16 protein-coding genes are annotated in these 17,275 nt (G+C 70.3%); 7 read left to right on the forward strand and 9 right to left on the reverse strand.

All coding sequences use genetic code 11. The annotated features are described in order from the left end of the window. Positions 1–481, forward strand: a 481-nt coding sequence (locus ACFVJS_RS17115) for a hypothetical protein (protein WP_378882497.1), incomplete at its 5' end; no start/stop codon positions are given. Positions 482–496: 15 nt separating this feature from the next. Here the strand turns inward: ACFVJS_RS17115 and ACFVJS_RS17120 are convergent. Continuing rightward, positions 497–1,126: a trimeric intracellular cation channel family protein gene (locus tag ACFVJS_RS17120; RefSeq protein ID WP_378882499.1), complete on the reverse strand. Its 630-nt coding sequence runs from the start codon at positions 1,124–1,126 to the stop codon at positions 497–499. Between the two features lie 124 nt (positions 1,127–1,250). On the opposite strand from ACFVJS_RS17120, the gene sepH reads away from it, so the two are divergent. Then, a complete protein-coding gene (gene sepH, locus ACFVJS_RS17125; RefSeq protein ID WP_378882502.1) occupies positions 1,251–2,288 on the forward strand; it encodes a septation protein SepH in 1,038 nt (345 codons plus the stop codon). A gap of 158 nt (positions 2,289–2,446) precedes the next feature. After that, on the forward strand, positions 2,447–4,129 hold the full coding sequence (locus ACFVJS_RS17130) for an alkaline phosphatase D family protein (protein WP_378882505.1): 1,683 nt from the start codon (positions 2,447–2,449) through the stop codon (positions 4,127–4,129). On the opposite strand, the gene ACFVJS_RS17135 is transcribed toward ACFVJS_RS17130, so the two are convergent. From ACFVJS_RS17135 to ACFVJS_RS17170, 8 genes are all read right to left on the reverse strand, one after another. After that, the gene (locus ACFVJS_RS17135) at positions 4,126–4,782 is read right to left on the reverse strand and encodes a thymidine kinase (RefSeq protein ID WP_378882508.1); all 657 of its coding nucleotides are present in this window, start codon (positions 4,780–4,782) and stop codon (positions 4,126–4,128) included. The two genes, ACFVJS_RS17130 and ACFVJS_RS17135, sit on opposite strands and share 4 nt — an antisense overlap. A gap of 10 nt (positions 4,783–4,792) precedes the next feature. Beyond that, positions 4,793–5,428 (reverse strand): CGNR zinc finger domain-containing protein, encoded by a 636-nt coding sequence (locus ACFVJS_RS17140; protein ID WP_378882511.1) that lies wholly within the window; start codon positions 5,426–5,428, stop codon positions 4,793–4,795. 25 nt (positions 5,429–5,453) lie between these two features. Continuing rightward, positions 5,454–6,086 carry a pyridoxamine 5'-phosphate oxidase family protein gene (locus ACFVJS_RS17145; protein WP_378882514.1) on the reverse strand — a complete coding sequence of 211 codons (633 nt, stop codon included), beginning with the start codon at positions 6,084–6,086 and terminating at the stop codon, positions 5,454–5,456. 112 nt (positions 6,087–6,198) lie between these two features. After that, positions 6,199–7,323 (reverse strand): alkaline phosphatase family protein, encoded by a 1,125-nt coding sequence (locus tag ACFVJS_RS17150; protein WP_378882517.1) that lies wholly within the window; start codon positions 7,321–7,323, stop codon positions 6,199–6,201. 6 nt (positions 7,324–7,329) lie between these two features. Beyond that, a complete protein-coding gene (locus ACFVJS_RS17155; RefSeq protein ID WP_160024207.1) occupies positions 7,330–7,914 on the reverse strand; it encodes a DUF5998 family protein in 585 nt (194 codons plus the stop codon). 34 nt (positions 7,915–7,948) lie between these two features. Then, positions 7,949–10,651 (reverse strand): GNAT family N-acetyltransferase, encoded by a 2,703-nt coding sequence (locus ACFVJS_RS17160; protein WP_378882520.1) that lies wholly within the window; start codon positions 10,649–10,651, stop codon positions 7,949–7,951. 49 nt (positions 10,652–10,700) lie between these two features. After that, positions 10,701–10,928 carry a type II toxin-antitoxin system VapB family antitoxin gene (locus ACFVJS_RS17165; protein WP_378882523.1) on the reverse strand — a complete coding sequence of 76 codons (228 nt, stop codon included), beginning with the start codon at positions 10,926–10,928 and terminating at the stop codon, positions 10,701–10,703. Between the two features lie 84 nt (positions 10,929–11,012). Further along, positions 11,013–11,336 carry an antibiotic biosynthesis monooxygenase family protein gene (locus ACFVJS_RS17170; RefSeq protein WP_378882524.1) on the reverse strand — a complete coding sequence of 108 codons (324 nt, stop codon included), beginning with the start codon at positions 11,334–11,336 and terminating at the stop codon, positions 11,013–11,015. Between the two features lie 109 nt (positions 11,337–11,445). Here ACFVJS_RS17170 and ACFVJS_RS17175 point away from each other — a divergent pair, with 109 nt between their 5' ends. From ACFVJS_RS17175 to ACFVJS_RS17190, 4 genes are all read left to right on the forward strand, one after another. Next, positions 11,446–13,926 (forward strand): DNA topoisomerase (ATP-hydrolyzing) subunit A, encoded by a 2,481-nt coding sequence (locus ACFVJS_RS17175; RefSeq protein WP_378882527.1) that lies wholly within the window; start codon positions 11,446–11,448, stop codon positions 13,924–13,926. A 133-nt stretch (positions 13,927–14,059) separates the two neighbouring features. Then, entirely contained in the window at positions 14,060–15,172 is a 1,113-nt protein-coding gene (locus ACFVJS_RS17180; protein WP_378882528.1) for an aromatic acid exporter family protein, read from the forward strand. A 29-nt stretch (positions 15,173–15,201) separates the two neighbouring features. Then, on the forward strand, positions 15,202–15,909 hold the full coding sequence (locus ACFVJS_RS17185; RefSeq protein ID WP_378882531.1) for an LppX_LprAFG lipoprotein: 708 nt from the start codon (positions 15,202–15,204) through the stop codon (positions 15,907–15,909). After that, a partial coding sequence (locus ACFVJS_RS17190; RefSeq protein WP_378882533.1) for an MFS transporter occupies positions 15,906–17,275 on the forward strand: 1,370 nt, incomplete at its 3' end. The genes ACFVJS_RS17185 and ACFVJS_RS17190, both read left to right, overlap by 4 nt.

Below are 17,275 nucleotides of genomic sequence, written 5' to 3' on the forward strand. Positions count from 1 at the left end.
CGTCCACCGTCTGGACGAGGTGCTCGGCGCGGGCCTGCCCGAGGACGCGTACGTGATCAGCACCCATGTCGTGCGCGAGCCGACCGCCCGCCTCGTCGCCGTCCTGGACTGGCCGGGCGGCCCGGCGGTCGAGGAGCTGACCGCACTCCTGGCCGACCGCCTCCCCGACGCGTACGTCACCCCCGACTCCCCCGCGATCGCCGAGGCCGCGGCCCGCACCGCGGGACGCCTGGCCCGCTACCCCGGCCGGACGAGGATCGAGACCGTGACCACGGTCGCCGCGGTCGAGTCCGACAGCATCATCGACAGCGTCGAGGGGCTGGCCGGGACCGAGCTCGAGCCGGGCGACACCGTCGACCTCACCGATTTTGCGCGGCCGGTGTGGCGCGACGGGCGCTGCGTACTCCTGATTCAGCGTGCCGCCACCGGACTGGTGCCGTTCGAGATGCGCCACCAGATCCCCTGCTGCTCCGACCACTGAACGGGAGCAGAGGCCTCAGACCGACGCGGAGCCCCGCGGCAGCGGCGCCTCCCAGTGGCGCCACATCGCCAGCAGGCGCCAGCCGGAGCAGGTCACGAACGCGACCGCCATGGCGAGCGTCGGGGGTATCCCGGCGTACAACCCGAACGCCGCGACCGCGGCCCCGGCGAAGGCCGGGATCGCGTAGAAGACGCTGCGGCGCAGGATGATCGGAACGCGGCCGGCGAGGACGTCGCGGATCGCGCCGCCACCCACGCCGGTGGCCAGGCCCATGATCGCGGCCGCCAGCGGGGAGAGCCCGAAGTCGAGCGCCTTGACCGCCCCGGCGATGACGAACAGCCCCAGGCCCAGGGCGTCGAAGACGTTGACCATGGGCTCCAGGCGGCCCAGCGCAGGGTGGAAGAAGAACGTCAGCAGGCCGGCCGTCATCGGCACCACGAGATAGCGCCAGTCGGAGAGTGCGGCGACCGGCGTCGCGCCGATGGCCATGTCACGCAGGAAGCCGCCGCCGAGACCGGTGACGCAGGCGAGGACGATCACGCCGAAGATGTCGAGCTCCTTGCGGACCGCCATCAGGCCTCCGGACAGCGCGAAGACGAAGCACCCGACCAGGTCGAGCACGAGAAGGGTCAGCGTCGGTTCCACCGCCAAATGGTCGCCTCGTACGTCCCAAAAACCCCAAATGCCACGGCCTCGCGGCATGGGCACCCCATACGATGACGGTCAGTGGCGTAGGGTCGTCACAACCGTTTCTAGAATTGAGAAGAGGATGTCGGCCGAAGGATTGCCCCTGACTCCGGGCCAGCTCGAAGAGCAGGCACCGGATGAGGCTGGTCCCGTCCTTCTGCGGCTCATCTCGGTCAGTGACGATGGTCTACGCATGCTTCTCGTCGATGACGAGGATCGTGAATACACCGCCGACATCGACGACCGTCTCCGTGCAGCACTCGAGGCTGTGTCGACCCGCCGATCGGAGCAAACCGTGAACAAGACCCCGAGCAGCAGCCTGCGGCCCCGTGACATTCAGACCCGTATCCGTGCGGGCGAGAGTGCCGAGGAGGTCGCCGCTGTCGCCGGCACCACGGTCGAGAAGATCTTGGCCTTCGCCGGCCCCGTCCTCGCCGAGCGCGAGCACATGGCGCAGCGTGCCCAGCAGGCTTCCGTACGCCGTCGGCCCGGTGAGGCCGCCAGCACCGCCCGCACCCTGGGCGAAGCGGTCAGCGCCCACTTCCAGACGATGTATGCCGACCCCGAGTCGGTCAACTGGGACTCCTACCGGCGTCCCGACGGGCGTTGGAAGCTCACCGGTGAATACGAGACCCCCGAGCGCTCCGGCATCGCCGAGCTGACCTACGACGCCCCCGGCAACTACGTCGAGCTGGACAACGACGACGCCCGCTGGCTGACCGGCGAGAAGCTCGAGGCCGCGGCGCCCGAGCCGGAGCCGGTCATCACCGACGACATGCTCGCCGCCCGCCGGCGGCGCGCGAAGGGCCCGGCCACACCAGCTGCGCCGGCAGCGCCGTCGACCCCTCCCCCGGCTCCCAAGCCGGTCCCGGCGGCCAAGGCGAAGCCGGATCCGGTCGATGTCGACACCCCGCTCGAGGCGTTCCTGGGTGACGAGTCCCCGACCGAGAAGCAGGCAGCCGTCGCAGCCGAGCCGGAACCGATGGCGGAGCCGGTAGCCGAGGCCGAGCCCGCCGAGGAGGCTTCCCAGAAGCCTGCCAAGAAGTCGTCCTCGCGCCGCAAGCGCGCCTCGGTCCCGAGCTGGGACGAGATCATGTTCGGCGGCGGCAAGCAGGACTAGTTCCGACTCGTCTGACCACGTTCACGGACCGGCCATCGGCCGGTCCGTGATGCGTTGGGGAGCCGACTGACCAGTGTCGGGCAGGGGTCGGTCGGCGTTCACGCGCCGCCGATGAAGTGAGTGGAGGCAAGCACTTCCACCTTTCTCGGAGGCCCCCGATGCTCCTGCCCGAATCGCTGAGCCGACGCTCCCTCATCTCCGGAACGGCCTCGACCGGCTTCGCCGCTTCCGCTGCGATGCTGCTCGGCACCGGCTCCATCCCCGCCGACGCCGTGTCCGTCAAGAGCGTCACGGCGCTCTCTGGCTACCCGTTCACCATGGGCGTCGCCTCCGGCGACCCGCTCCCCAACTCGGTCGTCCTGTGGACCCGCCTCGCCCCCGAGCCGCTCGCCGCCGACGGCCGCGGCGGCATGCCCCAGGAGCCGGTCAAGGTCCGCTGGCAGGTCGCCGAGGACCCGCTCTTCCGCAAGGTCGTGAAGTCGGGCACCGTCACCGCCACGCCGCACTTCGGTCACTCGGTCCACCCCGAGGTCTGGGGCCTGCGCCCGGGCCGCGACTACTGGTACCGCTTCATGGCGGCCGGCGAGGTCAGTCAGACCGGCCACACCCGGACCGCACCCGCGTACGGTTCCTCGCTGTCTCAGATGAGCTTCGCGTTCGCCTCCTGTGCGCTCTACAGCCACGGCTTCTACACCGCCTACCGGCACCTCGCCGACGAGGACGTCGACGTCGTCTTCCACCTGGGCGACTACCTGTACGAGTCCGGGGTCACCGCCGAGAACAACTGGCGCCGGACCACGGTCGACCCCTCGCTGTCCGGGGAGACTCTCGACCTGGCGCGCTACCGCCAGCAGTACGGCCTCTACAAGTCCGACCCGGACCTGATGGCCGCCCACCAGTCGCACGCCTTCGTGGTCGCCCCCGACGACCACGAGGTCGAGAACAACTGGGCCGACGAGGTCCCCGAGGAGCGGAGCCAGTCGCAGGGCGAGCTGTGGATGCCGCGGCGTACGGCTGCCTTCCAGGCCTACTACGAGCATCTGCCGTTCCGGGCGAGCGCGCTGCCGGACGGCCCGGACATGCAGATCTACCGGAACCTGCGCTACGGCGACCTGGTCGACTTCAACGTGCTCGACACCCGCCAGTACCGCGACGACCAGGCCTACGGCGACGGCAGCGACCCGGCGAGCCGGGAGCTGACGCCGGACATCTACGACCCGTCGCGCTCGATGATGGGTTTCGAGCAGGAGAGGTGGCTGCAGCGCAACTGGAGGCAGTCGACCGCTCGCTGGCAGGTGCTCGCCAACCAGGCACCGATGGCCGAGACCGACCTGGACGAGACCGAGGCCAAGACGCTCTACATGGACCCGTGGGACGGCTACATCGCCAACCGCAACCGGCTCCTCGAGGGCGCCCGCACCAGCGGGATCGAGAACCTCGTGGTCATCACCGGCGACCGGCACCACAACTACGCCAGCAACCTGCTGGCAGACTACGACGACCCGGCGTCGGCCGTCGTCGGCAGCGAGTTCGTCGGCACGTCGATCTCCAGCGGCGGCGACGGCGCCGACATGACCACCGGCGGCGAGACCCTGCTACGGGCCAACGACCACCTGAAGTTCTTCAACAGCCAGCGCGGCTACGTCCGCGTCAAGGTCACCCCCGACGAGCTCTCCAGCGACTTCCGGGTCGTGCCGTACGTCGAGCGCCGGGGCGCCCCGATCTCCACCCGCGCGACCTACGTCGTCGAGAACGGCCGCCCCGGCGTCCAGCTCGACACCCAGAACGCGCCGGTCGGGACGAAGTACGCGGCGGTCGACATGCCCACCCTCAACCGCTAGCCGAACGGCAGGGGCTCGGGCACGAGGGAGACGGACTGGGCCCGGGCCGCGGTCAGGCGGCGACGGTGGTGCTGGCGGCAGAGGACCTCGTAGGAGACGGCGCTGGGGGCTGCGCCGGACTCACGGTCGGTGTCGCCGACGACGACCTGGTCGCCCTCGGTGACCATGACGCCGTCCTCGACCCGGGCGTTGTGGGTCGCGCGTTTGCCGCACCAGCACAGCGCCTCGACCTGCAGCACCTCGGTCCGGTCGGCGAGCTCGACCAGACGGGCGGCGCCCGGAAAGAGGCGGGTGCGGAAGTCGGTGAGGATTCCGAAGCAGAACACGTCGATCTGCAGCTCGTCGACGATCTTGGCCAGCGCCTCGATCTGCTCGGGCGTGTAGAACTGAGCCTCGTCGCAGATCAGGTAGTCGATCCGGGCGCCGTGGGTCAGCGCGTCGACGGCGTGGCGCCAGAAGTCGAAGTCGTCGGTGACCTCGATCGCGTCGTGGGTCAGACCCAGCCGGGAGGTGACCACCGCCTCACCGGAGCGATCGTGGACGGTGAAGATGAGCCCCACCCGGCCACGAGCCGCGTGGTTGTGGTTGGTCTGCAGCGCGAGGGTCGACTTCCCCGCGTCCATCGTCCCGGTCCAGAAGGTCAGCTCAGCCACTCGCGGAAGCCTAGTGGTCCGCGGCGCCGCCCGTGGCAGGACCCTCGTGGCTGGACATGCTCCGCCGGTAGTGGCGCGCGACCCGGGCCCGGTTGCCGCAGCCGGCGGAGCACCACTCCCGACGTGGGTGGTCGCGCACGAAGTACAGGACGCAGCCCGGGCCGCCGCACGCCCTCAGCTCGTGGGGCGCATCCCGAGCCAGCACCTCGGACCCTTCCAGCGCCACCAGGCTCAGCTCCCGCTGCAGACCCGAACCGTCGGTGAGCCACGCGCGCTCGAAGCCGCCCTGTGGACCGGGGCGCAAGGCCGGGGCACAGTGGGACACGAACTCGTTGACCACGGCGAGCGCCGCCTCCGGGCTGAGCGCCTCCGCGACGCTATGCGGCCGGCCGTCGGCGGTCACGTCGGCGGCCAGCCGGCGCAGGGCGTCGCGCAGGGCCCGGGCCCGGCCGAGGTCGTGCTCGTTCAGGTCCTCATGTCGCCTGAGCCCCGCACCGTCGGCCCAGGCCTCGAGGTGCGCCACGGTCTCCAGAGAGTCGTGCAGACCCGTCCGGTCGGCCCAGATCGTGTTCATGAGGCGCACGGCCCGGGGCTGGGTCGGATACAGCACGGGCACCTGCAGCTCCACGGCCGCCTCCTCGGTCATCGATCTTCGTCGCCGATCCTAATGGTCACTCCAGGCCTCGGTCGTCAGCTCGGCCGCGCGCGCCGGCCAACTGGGCCTCGAGCTCGCCGATCCGCTCGGTCAGCTCGGCGACCGTGTGCCGGGCGACCGCCAGGGGCACCAGCTGCGGGATGTGCTGCTTGCAGTTCCAGTCGTACGCCTCGACGTCGATCAGGATCGCGCGCTCGACCCGCGCCGAGCTCCCGGTCGGCGCCAGCGACTCGACCAGATCGGGATCGTGCTCGGGCTCGACGACCCGCGCGCGACCGAAGATCTTCATCCTCGCCTGCAGCTGGTAGTCGATCAGGAACAGCGAGACCCGCTCGTCGTGGTCGAGGTTGCCGCGGGTGATGTACTGGCGATTGCCGCGGAAGTCGGCGAACCCCAGCGTGGTGTCGTCGATGACCTTCAAGAACCCAGGCGGCCCGCCGCGATGCTGCATGTACGGCCAACCCGTCTCGCTGACGGTCGCCAGGAAGAAGCTGTCCCGCGAGGAGATGAACGCGGCCTCGCTCCTGCCGATCCGGTCCGGTTCGCCGCCCGCCTCGGCCATCCGTGCGTACGCGGCGGCACTCCCGTGGATCGCCTGGTGCTCGGTCACCAGCGGCGTGAACGCGACCTGCGCGTAGTGCCCGGTCATCGCCGGCCCTCGACTCCGTGCTCATCCATGGCACACCCCTTCCCGCCGTGCACGGCGAGTCCTCACTAATGGATACACAAGGTGTAACCATTAGAGGCGAGGTTCATTCCCCTTAGGAGACCAGCAGCGGGATGAGCATCTCGTCGGGCGTCAGCGAGCCGTGCAGCCCGACCAGCGTCGTCTCGTACTGGAACAGGCTCGTCGAGACCACCGCGTGCTCGCCGTGGGAGGCGACGATGACGTCGCCGAGCCGCGGCAGCACCGACGGGGTCACCGGTCCGAACCAGCCGCGCCGGATCGCGGTCTCCCGCGTCATCACGTCGGCCTTGTCGCCCAGCTTCTCCGACCAGGTCGCGACCACGTCGTCGACCGCGCCGCGTGAGCAGTAGAGATGGCGGAAGCGGGCCTCGCCACCGACGAGCGCGACACCGTCGCGGAGCTCGGGGAAGTCGTCGATGTCGGTGCGGGAGGCGGCCGGCGAGTCGACCATGCCGTGGTCGGCGAGCACCAGGAGACGTACGGAGGGGTCCAGGGCGTCACGCAGCTGCTCGGCCTCGGCGTCGATCATCGAGAGCTGCTGCAGCCAGGGCGAGGAGGCGACGCCGTACTTGTGGCCGGTCCAGTCCAGGTCGCCGTCGTAGAGGTAGGTCAGCGACCCCGGCACCCGCGAGAGCGCGACCGCCGACGCGATCCGCTCCCCCACCCGGTCGGCACCGACGAACTCCGCACCGCGGTGGGCGGCGATGGTCAGCCCGGAGCCGCCGAAGACCCGCTTGTTGATCACCGTGACCGGCACCCCGGCCTCGCCCAGCCGCTGGAAGACGGTCTGGTTGGGCTGCCACTCGACCGGGTCGACGTCCTTGCGCCACTGCAGCGCGTTGAGCAGGTGATCGGTGCCGGGGATCCGGGAGGTGTAGCCGACCAGCCCGTGACCGCCGGGCGTGAGCCCGGTGCCGAACGAGGTGAGGCTGGTCGCCGTCGTCGACGGCACGCCCGCCGTCCCAGACTCCTGGTCCTCGCTCAGCGACGCCAGGAACGGCGCCGCGTGGGCATAACGGCGCAGCAGGTTGGTGCCCATCCCGTCGACCAGGAAGACGACGTACGCAGCAGCCGAGGGCAGCTCGAGGCCGGACCTTGCTTCGGAGGTGCCCAAGGGGACGTCCATCGCGGCGGCGACCGCCGGCAGGACATCACCCAGTGAGCGCTCCCCGTAGGCGGGGGCGAGAAACCCGGTCACCGACCCTCACCGGCTGTGGGTGCGAGCCGAGAGCGATTCCGCGAAGGAGAGCAGGCGGTCGACCGAGTCGTGACCGTCAGCAGCAGCCGAGACGCGCAGCGAGAAGTCGTCGGGGGTGAGAACGCCGGTGTAGCCGTGGTCGGCGTCGCAGTTGGGGTCGGAGCAGCCCGCCGGCTCCAGGTCGACCCGGTTCACCCCGCCCCAGCCGATGGTCATGACGACCTCGGCCGGCTTGCTCGACCCCTTCGTCGGGTTGGTGATCATCCGGGTCACCACCACCGAGTTGACCGAGTCGATGCGTACGGCCTCCGTCGACGTCGAGGTGTAGGGCTCGGGCAGCAGGTCGTCGCCGGCGTGCTCGTCGGTGTGGGCAAGGATCAGCCGGGTCGGGGTCAGCACCAGCACGGAGAGGTGGCGGCGCACCTCGTCACGGTCGAACGTCGGCTCGTGGTGGAGGAAGAAGGAGGACACCTTCTCCCCCGCCACGGCGGAGGCGACACAGTCGGCCACCACCTCGGGGTAGTAGCCGGTGCGGTCGATCTCTGCGCGCAGGTCGTCAGCGCGGTCGAGATCATCGGTGCGGGTGCTCATGTCACCCATCCTTCCACGCGCCGCCACGGGCCGCCTAGCCAGGCAGCGTGTCCCCCACCGCGGGGTTGAGGCGACGCACGAACCAGTCGGAGCGAGGATCGGCGACCAGGTCGACCCGGGCGGTGGCGGTCAGGACGGCGGAGTACTCCAGGCCGACGAGCACCAGGGACAGGTCGAGCGAGGAGATCTGGGGCAGGTCGTTCTGGAGCTGGGCGACCTTGAGGACGAGGCGCTCGATCTCGTCGACGTCGACCATGTCGCCGCCACGGTAGCCGAAGAGCATCGGCGCGGCCTTGATCTCGCGCACCATCGAGGCGGCGTCGCGCTGGGACAGCGGCGGGATCCGGTAGGCGCGGTCGGCCAGCAGCTCGGTGATCGGGCCGGCGATGCCGAAGGAGACCACCGGCCCGAACAGCGGGTCCTCCATCGAGCGGATCGCGACCGGAACACCCGGCGGGGCGGTGCGCTGCACCGCGAAGCCGCCGGTCTCGGGCGGGATCCGGCTGGTGATCAGCTCCCAGGCCTCGGTCATCTCGTCGACGTCGTCGATGTTGCGTACGACGTGGGCTTGGTCGGGCCGCTCCCGCACGCTCTCCACGGTCGCCTTGAGCACGACGTCCCAGCCGAGGTCCTCGGCGGCGGCGATCGCCTCCTCGAGGGTGGTGACCCGGTGGGTGTTCCACAGCTTGATCCCGTAGGCAGCCAGCACCATCGTCAGATCCTCCCGGCTCAGCTCACCGCCCGAGGGGCGCGCGGCGAGCACGTCGGTGACGATCTTGCGCGCCGTGCGCGGGTCGCACTCCTCGGCGCTGAGCCACGGGATCTCGCCGTCGGCGGTGCGCAACCACACGGCGTACTCCACGACCTTGGCCAGGGCGCGTACGGCCGACTCCACCGAGGAGTAGGACGGCACCGAGCCGCGACCGGCGGTCGACCCGGCGACGTCGGGGACGCGGAGCAGCTCGGGGACACCTTCGGCACCGAGGAAGCTCGTCACCAACGGCTTGTCGGACTGCTCGCCGACTGCGGCGAGCACGTTGGCGATCTCCTCGCCGGAGACGTTGAGCGGCGGGATGTAGACCGAGATCACCGCGTCGACCTCGGGGTCGTCGATGGCCGCGTCGAGCGCGTCCTCGAAGTCCTCGGCGGAGGGCTCGGTGGGCAGCGGGACCTGCTTGTTGACCTGCAGCCCCACCGAGACCGCGGCGTCGGCGGCGAGCAGGCCGAGGGCGTCGGAGTTGCCGACGATGGCGACGCGACGCCCGCGCGGGAGCGGCTGGTGGGCCAGGAGCTGGGCGACGTCGAACATCTCGTCGAGGGTGTCGACCTGGATGATGCCGGCCTGGCGGAACATCGCGTCGACCGCCGCCGGTGGGGCGCTGATCTTGCGGACCGCGTGGCCCATCGGCACACCCTGGGTGGTGCGACCGGAGCGAACCGCGACGATCGGCTTGCGCTGGGAGACCCGGCGGGCGATGCGGGAGAACTTCCGCGGGTTACCGATCGACTCGAGGTACATCATCACGACCTCGGTCGAGACGTCCTCCTCCCAGTACTGGAGGAGGTCGTTGCCGGAGACGTCGGCGCGGTTTCCGGCGCTGACGAAGGTCGACAGGCCCAGACCGCGGTTGTTGACCTTCTCCAGGATCGCCGAGCCGAGCGCACCGGACTGGCAGAAGAAGCCCGCGCGTCCGCGCGGCGGCATCGTCGGCGCGAGGCTGGCGTTGATCCTGACCTGCGGGTCGGTGTTGATGACGCCGAGCGCGTTGGGCCCGATCAGCCGCAGCCCGTAGGAGCGCGACAGGTTCACCAGCCGACGCTGCCGCTGGCGCCCCTCCTCGCCGGTCTCGGCAAAGCCGCTGGAGATGACCACGAGCCCGTGCACGCCCTTGGCGGCGCAGTCGAGCACCACGTCCTGCACGGCGTCGGCGGGCACCGCCACGATCGCCACGTCGACGTCGTCGGGGATGTCCTGGACGCTCTTGTAGGCCGGCATGCCGCTGACCGCGCTGGAGCTGGGGTTGACCATGTAGACGCGGCCGGTGAAGTCGCCGATCACCAGGTTGCGCACGAGCGCCTGCCCGACGGTCTCCTGCCGCCGGCTGGCGCCGATGACCGCGACCGAGCGCGGGTTGAAGAAGCGGTGGATCGAGGCGGCCTCGGCCTCGTGCTCGCGCAGGGCGAGGCGGCCGACGGCGGTGTCGGTGACGTCGATCGAGAACTGCAGCGAGATGACCCCGTCCTCGTAGACGCTGGCCACCTTGTAGCCGGCGTCGCGGAAGGTCTGGATCATCCGCGCGTTGTCGGGGAGCACGTCGGCGGTGAACTTGGTGACCCCACGTTCGCGACCGGCCTGGGCGAGGTGCTCGAGCAGGATCTGCGCGATGCCGCGGCCCTGGTAGTCGTCCTCGACGAGGAAGGCGACCTCGGCCTCGCCGGGCTTGACCACGTCGTAGCGACCGACGGCGATCATCCGACCGCGCAGCGTGAGGATGAAGGCGACCCGGTCCTTGTGATCGACCTCGGTGAAGCGCGCGACGTCCCGGGCCGAGAGGTGCGGCATCGGCGAGAAGAAGCGGTAGTACTTCGACTCGTCGCTGACCCGGTGGTCGTAGAAGTCGACCAGCAGGTCCTTGTCCGCCGACCTGATCGGCCGGATGTGGGCCGTCCGTCCGTCGCGCAGCAGGACGTCCGCCTCCCAGTGGGAGGGGTACGGCGGGGTCTGCTGCGCGGTCACGAGAGAAATCTAGCGGGAGACGCCAGCCTCTCGCGCGCAGCAGCCGCCGTCAGTGACGTACGACGTTGGCGCGGTCGCGCTCGTTGAGCACCCGCCAGCCGTCGTAGTCCCAGTTCCGCGCCAGCTTCTGGGCGTGCTTGGGGGCGTCTCCCTCGTGGTTGCGGATGACGAGCTCGCGCACGGCGAACTCGACCGCCTCCTGGGGCGTGGTCGCGCCGGAGATCCGCTGGACCTCCGCAAGCAGCTCGTTCTCGAGCTCGATCTGGGTGACAGCCATCGTCAGCACCTCCATGTGCGTCAGCGGGTGATGTCCTGATCCGTCCAGCGTACGCGCCCAAGGACTGCGAACGGACCCCCTCCGCTAACGGCCAACCATGCCGTAAGCGCGAGTCACGGTGGCGACCCGCACCTGGTAGTCCTCGTACCACAGGCTGCGACCGGTCTGCTGGGCACGACGGTGCTCAGCGACGGTCTTCCATGACCGGGCGGCCTCGTCGTCGGTCCAGTACGAGACGGTGATGCCGATCCCGTCGCGGGCCGACTCGATCCCCAGGAATCCCGGCTGCTCGGCGGCGAGCTCCTCCATCCGGGCGGCGGTCTCGGCGTAGCCCTCTCCCGTCGGCGTACGCAGTGAGGTGAAGATGACGGCCGTGTAGGGCGGCTCGGGCGTCTGGGCGATGCTCACGGCCGGACGCTAACCCCGACGAATCCGATGTGGAAGCGATTTCGACAACCACGCGCCTACGGCGAGCCCCGATGGCGGACTCGCACAGGGATTCGAGACAATGCCCCTTATGGCACGCGGCAAGACCAAGCAGGAAGTCCCCGACGACTTCGAGGAGCACATCCTCGACACCGACATCGGGGACGAGATGCGGTCCTCATTCCTGGAGTACTCCTACTCCGTCATCTACTCCCGGGCGCTGCCCGACGCCCGCGACGGCCTCAAGCCCGTGCAGCGCCGGATCCTGTTCACGATGAACGACATGGGCGTACGTCCCGACCGCGGCCACGTGAAGTGTGCCCGCATCGTCGGTGAGGTGATGGGCAAGCTGCACCCCCACGGTGACGGCGCGATCTACGACGCCCTGGTCCGGATGGCGCAGCCGTGGGCGATGCGCCTGCCGATGATCGACGGTCACGGCAACTTCGGCTCCCCTGGCGGCGACGACCCGGCCGCGGCGATGCGTTACACCGAGGCCCGGATGGGCCCGGCGGCGCTGGCGATGACCGACGACATCAAGGAAGACACGGTCGACTTCCGGCCCAACTACGACTCGCGGGAGATGGAGCCGAGCGTGCTCCCCGCCGCGATCCCCAACCTGCTGGTCAACGGCGCCACCGGCATCGCGGTCGGTATGGCGACCAACATGGCCCCGCACAACCTGGTCGAGGTGATCGCCGCCGCGCGCCACCTGATCAAGCACCCGGGCGCCGAGCTCGACACGCTGATGAAGTTCGTCCCCGGCCCCGACCTCCCCACCGGCGGCACCATCGTCGGCCTGGACGGGATCCGGGATGCGTACGAGACCGGCCGGGGTTCCTTCAAGATCCGCGCCACCACCCGGATCGAGACCTTCGGACGCCGCAAGGGCATCGTGATCACCGAGCTGCCGTTCAACATCGGCACCGAGAAGATCGTCGAGCGGGTCAAGACGCTGGTGCAGTCCAAGAAGATCCAGGGCATCGCCGATCTCAAGGACCTCACCGACCGCGCCCACGGCACCCGCCTGGTGATCGAGGTCAAGAACGGCTTCGTACCCGAGGCAGTCCTCGAGCAGCTCTACAAGATGACCCCGCTGGAGGACTCCTTCGGCATCAACAACGTCGCGCTCGTCGACGGCCAGCCGCGCACCCTCGGCCTCAAGGAGCTGCTCGAGGTCTTCCTGGGCCACCGCTACGACGTCGTCCGCCGCCGCTCGCAGTTCCGCCGCGACAAGGCCGCCGACCGGCTGCACCTGGTCGACGGGCTCCTGATCGCGATCCTCGACATCGACGAGGTCATCCAGCTGATCCGCTCCTCGGAGAACGCCGGCGAGGCCAAGGAGCGGCTGATGAGCGTCTTCGACCTCAGCCAGGCCCAGGCGGAGTACATCCTCGACATGGCGCTGCGCCGGCTGACGAAGTTCTCCAAGATCGAGCTGGAGAAGGAGCGCGACGAGCTCCAGGCCACCATCGAGTATCTCGACTCGATCCTCGGCGACGACGAGATGCTCCGGAAGGTCGTCTCCGACGAGCTGGGCGAGGTGGCCAAGACGTTCGGCACTCCGCGGCGCACGGTCCTGCTGGCCTCCGCCGGCACCCCGGCGCTGGAGTCGATGAGCCTCGAGGTCGCCGACGACCCGTGCTTCGCGATGCTCTCCTCGACCGGGCTGCTGGCCCGCTCCTCCGACGCCGAGCCCTTCACCACCGGCTCGGCGCGCGCCAACCACGACGTGATCGTCTCGGTGGTCCCGGCGACCGCGCGCGGCCAGATCGGCGTGCTCACCTCCCGCGGCCGTCTCGTACGTCTCGGGGTGCTCGACCTACCGGCGATGCCGCCGACCCACGGCGACCCGAACCTGTCCGGCGGCCTGCCGCTGTCGGCGCTGCTCTCGCTGGAGTCCGACGAGCGCGCGCTGGCGCTCACCACGCTCGCCACCGACGGGCCGGGCATCGCGCTCGGCACCAAGCTCGGTGTCGTCAAGCGGGTCAACCCCGAGGTACTGCTCAACAAGGACGAGTGGGAGGTCATCAAGCTCGCCGACGGCGACGAGGTGGTCGGCGCGGCGCAGCTGCGCACCGGCACCGAGTCGCTGGTCTTCGTCACCTCCGACGCCCAGCTGCTCCACTTCCCGGCGGAGAACGTGCGGCCGCAGGGCCGCAGCGCGGGCGGTATGGCCGGCGTCCGGATGGCCCACGGTTCCAAGGTCGTCTTCTTCGGGGTCGTCTCCCCCGACGCCCCCGAGGGTGCTGCGGTCGTCACCGTGGCCGGCTCGTCCTCGGCGCTGCCGGGCACCGAGACGGGCAGCGTGAAGACCACCCCGTTCAGCGAGTTCCCGGCCAAGGGCCGGGCCACCGGCGGCGTACGCGCCCACCGGTATCTCAAGGGCGAGGACACTCTCGTCTTCGCCTGGGTCGGTGCCGCTTCCCCGATCGCCGCGGCGGCCTCCGGGGCGCCCATCGACCTGCCCGAGATCGACCCACGCCGCGACGGCTCCGGGGTGCCGCTGGAGCAGCCCATCGACGCTGTGGCCGGGCCGGTCGCCCACACGTTCCCGGTTTCTGCCGGGTAGGCGCGTCGTCTGCACACCGAGACAACTCGGTGTGCAGACACCCTCAGTGCCGCGGAGGTTGGGAATCGGCGTTCTCCGGGTACCGGGTCGGTCGACCGTACGAGGCCGACCCGTCACCACGGAGGAGCATGTCATGACCGATGCCGTCACACCCGCGGTGACGTCCCGGTCGACGCTGGCCACACGGGTCCGCCGACTCCCGTGGGGGCCGACCCTGACGACGGGCGCGGCGGGCGCCATCGCGTTCTGGATCGGCGCCGTCTTCCCGGGGCCGGCGGGCGAGTTCCCCTACTACGCGCCGCTGGGCGCCGTGGTGGCGATGTCGTCGACGGTGATGGGCTCGGTGCGCAAGTCGATCCAGAGCATCGTCAGCATCTGGCTGGGCTCGGCGATCGCCCTGGCGGTCGGGGCGGTGCTCTCTCCCAGTCCCGCGACCGTGGCCCTGGTGATCGCGGCGGGAACGATCGCGGGGACCTGGAGCTGGCTCGACGACACCGGCCACTGGGTCCCCACGGCAGCCCTGTTCGTCCTGATCATCGGCACCGAGGATCCGGTGGCGTTCGTGAGCGCCTTCGGCGGACTCACCCTGATCGGGGCCGCGATCGGAGTCCTGATGACGGTGCTCTTCCCGCAGCTGCCGCTCGCGCCGATGGAGCGGGCGATCACCGACGTACGTGCAGAGGTGCTCGTCCAGCTCCGGCGGCTGGCGCAGGCGCTGCACGGGGGCAGGCCCCCGACCGAGAACGAATGGAGCGAACATCGGGCACAGCTTGCGCCAGCAGTGGAGAACATGCGAGCGGCGCGACAGCTCGTCGTCGAAGCGGCCCGCGCCAACAGGCGTCGAGAGCCCTACCGACACCGCCTGGACCGACAGCTCGAGCAGGCGGCCAGTCTGGAGAGGGTGTGCCTCCTGGTCGAGGAGCTCACCCAGCTACTCGAAGAGGAGGAGCGGGCGGAGAACGATCACGTCGGGCTCGGCTCGGAGCTGCGGCCGCACACGGCGCGAACGCTGCTCGCTCTCGCGGACCTGGTCCAGTCCGGAGACGGGCGCACCGCGGACCCGGGCGTCAAGGCGGACGCACAGGACGCTCTGTCCGCGCTCGTCGACCGGATCCAGGAGGTACGCGTGGGCGACTCGCCCGACGACGAGCTCTTCACCGCCGGCAGCATCGTCACGACGATCCGACGCTGCCTGGAGACCCCGCGACCGGTCAGCACCACCGATGAGGCCACCTGGACAGCGTGAAAGTTGCCAGACGTGGCATTCTGACCCGCATGCCCCTGAGCCTGCCCCGCCTCGCATTCGCCCTCGTCGCTCTGCTGGCCGCGCTTCTCGTGATGACCTCCTGCGGAGAGGACGACCCGGCCAAGGGACGTACGCCGAAGCAGGTGCTCGAGGCGGCCAAGAGCCACCTCGACGAGACGAGCGGGATCAACTTCTCGATCGCCTCCGACGATCTGCCCGAGGGCATCACCACGCTGAAGGCCGCGACCGGGACGCTGACCCGCGAGCCTGCGTTCCAGGGCACGCTGACGGTGCCGGTGATGGGCGCCGAGGCGCAGGTCGAGGTGGTCTCGGTCGGCGGAGTCGTCTACGCGAAGCTGCCGTTCACGACCGCGTTCCAGGAGGTCGACCCGGCCGATTACGGTGTGCCGGACCCGGCCGCGCTGATCGCGCCTGAGACCGGCATCTCCTCGCTGCTCGCGGCGACCGAGGACGTGAAGATCGGTAAGTCGGTGCGCGGTGGCGCCGACAACGACGAGATCCTCTCGACCTACACCGGCACGCTTCCGGACGCGGCGGTGCAGAAGATCCTCGCCGGCGCGAGCGGCGACTTCGACGTCACCTACATCATCAACGACTCCGACGAGCTCACCGAGGCCACCATCGAGGGCCACTTCAGCGGTGAGGGCGAGGCGGCCTACTCCTACACGATCGACGTGACGGAGTACGGCGTCGAGAAGGAGATCGCCAAGCCGTGAGGGCGGTCCTCTGGCTCGCTGCCATCGCGGTGGCGTTCGCCGCTGCGGACACCTACGTCGTCGTGCTGGCGCTGCCGGACATGATGGCGGGCGTTGGGCTCTCGATCGAGGAGCTCCAGCGGGCCGCCCCGCTGATCTCGGGCTTCCTGCTGGGCTACGTGGCGGTGCTTCCGCTCATCGGGCGGCTCGCCGACCTCCTGGGGCACCTGCCGGTGCTCGTCGGCGGGCTGGTGGTCTTCGCCTTCGGCTCGTTCCTGACCGCACTGTCGTGGGACCTCGCGGCGATGGTGGTCGGCCGGTTCTTCCAGGGGCTGGGCGGCGGCGCGCTGGTGCCGGCGACCCTCGCCCTGGTGGCTGCGCTCTACCCGGCCGAACGGCGCGGAGTCCCGCTCGGGCTCGTCTCGGCGGTCCAGGAGCTCGGCTCCGTGCTCGGCCCGCTCATCGGGGCGGGTGTGCTCGCGATCGCCGACTGGCGCGCGATCTTCCTGCTCAACGTCGTCGTCGGTGTCGTGCTGGCGGTGGCGATCCGGCGGCTCGGCCGCTCCGACCCGGCACTCGCCCGATCCACCCGTCCGGACATGGTCGCACTGCTGCTGTTGGTCGTCGCCGGCATCGCGTTCGTGCTCGTGGCCATCGAGCCCGCCGCCCTCGTCCAGGACCTGACCTGGGGAGCGCTCTACGTGCCCGCGGCCGGGTCGACGCGCTGGCTGACCCCGCTGGGCCTGATCACGATCATCGCCACCCTCGGCTTCGTGCTGAAGTGGGGCCTTCGGCCCGGCGTACGCAGCGTGCTCTCCCGGATCACCGCCGAGGTCGACCTTCTCGGGGCGCTGCTGCTCTCGATCGCCCTGGCCGGGGTGATCCTGGCCTTCGCGACCGCCGACCCCGAGGTGGCGGTCTTCTCCGAGCAGGGGGTCTGGTATCTCGTCGCCGGAGGGCTGGCGCTGCTCGGTCTCATCTTCCACCTGCGCCGGGCGCAGGACCCGATCGTGCCGCGCGGCGCCTTCGCCCGGATGCCGGCGTGGGGCTCGGTGCTGGTCTCGTTCTTCGTCGGCGCGGCGCTGGTGGCCGCGCTGATCGACGTGCCGCTCTTCGCCCGCACCACGATCTACGGCGACAGCCAGCTGAAGGCGGCGCTGGTGCTGCTGGAGTTCCTGGTCGCGCTTCCGGTGGGTGCCGTCCTGGGCGGTTTCCTGACCCGACGGTTGCCCGCAGGGATGATCGCGGGTGCCGGGATGCTGCTGGCGGCGGTGGCGTTCGTGTTCATGGCTCGCTGGGACGCCGACGCGCTGCGCTCGATCGCGGCGACGGTCGTGCTCGTCGCCGGCGGCCTCGGCTTCGGCCTCGCCCTGGCGCCGGTCAACGC

Origin of the sequence: Nocardioides sp. NPDC057772 (assembly GCF_042798075.1) — a bacterium.
Taxonomy (GTDB): Bacteria; Actinomycetota; Actinomycetes; order Propionibacteriales; family Nocardioidaceae; genus Nocardioides.